We start from the raw sequence: 3069 nt of genomic DNA, 5'->3' as shown, positions 1-3069 counted from the left end.
GTTCTGGGCTATCGAAAATTTTATGTACTATATTTTCTTCGAATAAGGATGCAATAGATCCAACATTCATTTGAATACCCCAATCTAAATGTATTAAAAAAATAAGGCTATTTCTTTTAGAAATAGCCATGGTCCAATTACAGTATTTTCTGAAACTATTATACTATTTTTGACAATAAAATAAACCCCCCATTGATTAGGGAGTATTGGTAAATCTATCTAAATCCAAATAAGACCATTATTTAACGACCTACAAACACCTGATTCAATCCTCAATCCAGATCTCGGTGAAGCCTTCCTCCCCCTCGCCAGGAATAGGTGTTGAATCGCTAGATGACTCATCTTCTTCAGGCTTGTCCGTTTCGTTTGTACCAGTTGGTGGTTTTTCCATTCCCTCCATATCAGCCTTTATTTTTTCAATCTCCTCCTGTACTTCCTCCGTTATTCTGCTAGGTATAACATCTTTTCCATATGTCGCTCCAATATTAAGGGCACCGCTCAACGAATGGATGCCAATCTGTCCAATGTTATTGTGTTGCTCATATTTATCTAAATAAAATTTATCAATATATAAAGTTTTGATAATAGGATTCTGATTCTGCTGGATCTCCTCACTTTCTTTTTTCTCCCATTTTTGCAGTATTTGATTATGCTTTTCTACTAGTTCCCCTATTTGAGTGATGATCCCAGCTTGTACCTCATTAACAGTTTCATAATTTTTCTCCAGCTCCATGACTCTCATGTTTATAAGTGAGGAGAGGGAGTCACTCTGGTCTTGCCCATCGCTCCTATTTTCCCGCGGACGCTCAATATTCGCACCCATAGCTCTTTTTGATTGACTAGCCTTTTGAGACAAAATAACTTCTTTAACCAAATTCTCAAGGTTGTCGATCCTCTGTGACAGCTCATTGATTTTTTGTTCATGCAGATTAAATTCCTTTTTATTTTCAACGTTACTTTTTGAGTGAAACTTCTGTTCAGACTTATTTGCCTCCACCTTTTTCTGCTCTGTCCATGATCGCCTGTCTTTCACAAGTTTGTCAGTTCCAACCATCGATAGCCGAAGTTGTTTTTCAAATTCCAAAAATTTTTTCATTTGGACTTCCAGTGCATTTAGTCGCAAAATTTGCTTATCGTAATCATTTGCGCTGTTTAAAGAATTTTCCTTATTATTTCCTCCGAATATCCCTTTAATAGGCATAGTAAATCCTCGCAAACTATTATTTATTTTCCTTTATGACAACCAGCGTCTGCAATACTGAAAATTGATTATTCGATTGGCACCTGTTCTTCGTTAGAATATTGCCGTTTATAGGAGACGATCAACAAGCCATTGCTAAACTTTGCACGAACTTGATTGGGTAACACAGGTTCCGGAAGCTGGATAATCCGTTCGAAATCTCCACTATTTCTTTCTTTTTGTACCAGTTCCCCTTTCATAAGATCTTTTTTGCTTCCTTTTATTAATATCTTTATGCCTGATACAGACAACTGAATATCTTCCTTTAAATAACCAGGCAGATCGGCGATTATTACAACCTCTTCGTCTGTCATATAGATATCTGTTGGCGGAAAATTTTTTCCCCTCACAGGTTCTGAATTGGCCTCTCCGGGCTGACCAAAGTCAAAATTACTTTTCATAAATTCATCAAAGGAGGGTTGCTCAAAAATACCATTCCAAAAGTCATTGGATTGATACTTCTTTGCTAAATCCATCCATTGTAACATCTTATTCATATCCATGTATGGATCCCCCTCAGAAGAAGTATAAAGCTGGTCCAATTATAAGTGTGCATCTTATACCATCGTATTTATGATTTATCAAATCATTCATGGAAAAAGGATTATTACTTAAAAAAATTCAAAAAGATGTTCCTATTACTGTCTATAAACTTAACGTCTAAACATAATCATCATGTGTCCCGCATAGGCTTTAAGTATCCCGGGATTTGAATGGAAAGGATTCTGGTCTATGTTCTTTTTACCAACGACTATAAATATTAAAGGTATAAAACTGAATAATGTTGATCATTTAAGCACCGTATCATTTAACTCAACCATTATTCAAAACAAAAATGTAAGTGCAAAGAAAAACCAAGGAATGGGCCAGCAATTTGCAGATGGTACACTTAGAGCCTTCACAGTCTCTTCAACAATTGATAATGAGCCTCAGGATAACATGGCACAAAAAACAACGAATTAAAATCGCTTAGGAGGGTTTTATGTCTGGTCCGGTTCCTTACATCAACATTAATATCAATATCATAAAGGTCAACTCTTTTGAGAATGCCTCAGCCATCAATGTCGGGCAAAACCTACTAGCTGAATGGCATAATTCGGACAAAAAAAATATGGGCTTAGGCCAAAATATGGGAGACGGAAGCAACTTTCTTGGTACAAGAAGTTTTGTTGATGACCGTGATCAACTGGATTCCAACTCTACCTTTGACTCGACGTCCAAAATTCCAATTCCAGGAGTGAGCCCATGACATTTGCACCTGCGACACTTAATATTTTGGGTATTAAAATTAATGCCATTGACCATGGAGCAGTGGTGAATCTAGGGCCAAGTCAGCACCTGGACTTGTTTGTCTCATTTAAGCGTAATCAAGGAATTGGAGAACAAAACGGAGACTTATCCCCTACTCTGTTATCAACTTCTTGGGTGCTTGACAATGATCTAGTTGATAGTCCATCCGTAAAATCAAGTATCCTATAGCATCTTGTTCCATCTGTCCTGAGCTTTGGGGTATACATTAAAAAATAGGAGTGTTTACATGTTTTTTATTTCTCCGATGGTCATCAATGTGTTGGGCGTTAAAATTAATAGCCTTGACAATGGAGCAGTTGCAAATACGGGTTCGTTACAAGTAATTGACCAATTTGTAACTTATAAGCGAAATCAAGCATTTGGAGAAGTACTCGGTGACTTGTCCCCTGTCAATCTCTCATCCAATATCGTAATTGACCCTGATGTCAGTGATAGCAATGCAGTTAAAAATAGTGTGGTTTAACACTTTTCTTGTATAAAAAGGCGATTTCTAAACATAATTAGAAATCGCCTTTTTA

The 3069-nt window shown here is 36.8% G+C and carries 6 protein-coding genes; 4 read left to right on the top strand and 2 right to left on the bottom strand.

Annotation, left to right across the window (positions count from 1 at the left end):
- Window positions 1–265: 265 nt before the first annotated feature.
- Together V7659_RS23920 and V7659_RS23915 are read right to left on the bottom strand one after the other, a co-directional pair.
- Window positions 266–1096, bottom strand: a complete 831-nt coding sequence (locus V7659_RS23920; RefSeq protein ID WP_335542648.1) for a hypothetical protein — start codon at window positions 1094–1096, stop codon at window positions 266–268.
- Window positions 1097–1269: 173 nt separating this feature from the next.
- On the bottom strand, window positions 1270–1743 hold the full coding sequence (locus V7659_RS23915) for an Hsp20/alpha crystallin family protein (RefSeq protein WP_335542647.1): 474 nt from the start codon (window positions 1741–1743) through the stop codon (window positions 1270–1272).
- Window positions 1744–1972: 229 nt separating this feature from the next.
- Here V7659_RS23915 and V7659_RS23910 point away from each other — a divergent pair, with 229 nt between their 5' ends.
- From V7659_RS23910 to V7659_RS23895, 4 genes are read left to right on the top strand one after another with little or no spacing between them, the layout of a single operon-like run.
- Window positions 1973–2203, top strand: coding sequence for a hypothetical protein (locus V7659_RS23910; RefSeq protein WP_335542646.1), 231 nt, complete (start codon window positions 1973–1975; stop codon window positions 2201–2203).
- A 19-nt stretch (window positions 2204–2222) separates the two neighbouring features.
- Window positions 2223–2489 carry a hypothetical protein gene (locus tag V7659_RS23905; RefSeq protein WP_144555997.1) on the top strand — a complete coding sequence of 89 codons (267 nt, stop codon included), beginning with the start codon at window positions 2223–2225 and terminating at the stop codon, window positions 2487–2489.
- The gene (locus V7659_RS23900) at window positions 2486–2719 is read left to right on the top strand and encodes a hypothetical protein (RefSeq protein WP_335542645.1); all 234 of its coding nucleotides are present in this window, start codon (window positions 2486–2488) and stop codon (window positions 2717–2719) included. Before V7659_RS23905 ends, V7659_RS23900 begins: the two co-directional genes overlap by 4 nt.
- A gap of 58 nt (window positions 2720–2777) precedes the next feature.
- Window positions 2778–3014, top strand: coding sequence for a spore germination protein (locus V7659_RS23895; protein ID WP_335542644.1), 237 nt, complete (start codon window positions 2778–2780; stop codon window positions 3012–3014).
- The last annotated feature ends 55 nt before the right edge of the window (window positions 3015–3069 follow it).

It is taken from the genome of Neobacillus drentensis (assembly GCF_036966985.1).
GTDB lineage: Bacteria > Bacillota > Bacilli > Bacillales > Cytobacillaceae > Neobacillus > Neobacillus drentensis_E.
Note: the sequence above shows the minus strand (reverse complement) of the source record. Positions and strands in the feature narration are given on the sequence as shown.

Excerpts from the sequence above, each read along its gene's own strand:
- V7659_RS23920 (WP_335542648.1), bottom strand. The coding sequence starts at position 1,096 with ATGAAAAAATTTTTGGAATTTGAAAAACAACTTCGGCTATCGATGGTT.
- V7659_RS23915 (WP_335542647.1), bottom strand. The coding sequence starts at position 1,743 with ATGGATATGAATAAGATGTTACAATGGATGGATTTAGCAAAGAAGTAT.
- V7659_RS23910 (WP_335542646.1), top strand. The coding sequence starts at position 1,973 with ATGTTCTTTTTACCAACGACTATAAATATTAAAGGTATAAAACTGAAT.
- V7659_RS23905 (WP_144555997.1), top strand. The coding sequence starts at position 2,223 with ATGTCTGGTCCGGTTCCTTACATCAACATTAATATCAATATCATAAAG.
- V7659_RS23900 (WP_335542645.1), top strand. The coding sequence starts at position 2,486 with ATGACATTTGCACCTGCGACACTTAATATTTTGGGTATTAAAATTAAT.
- V7659_RS23895 (WP_335542644.1), top strand. The coding sequence starts at position 2,778 with ATGTTTTTTATTTCTCCGATGGTCATCAATGTGTTGGGCGTTAAAATT.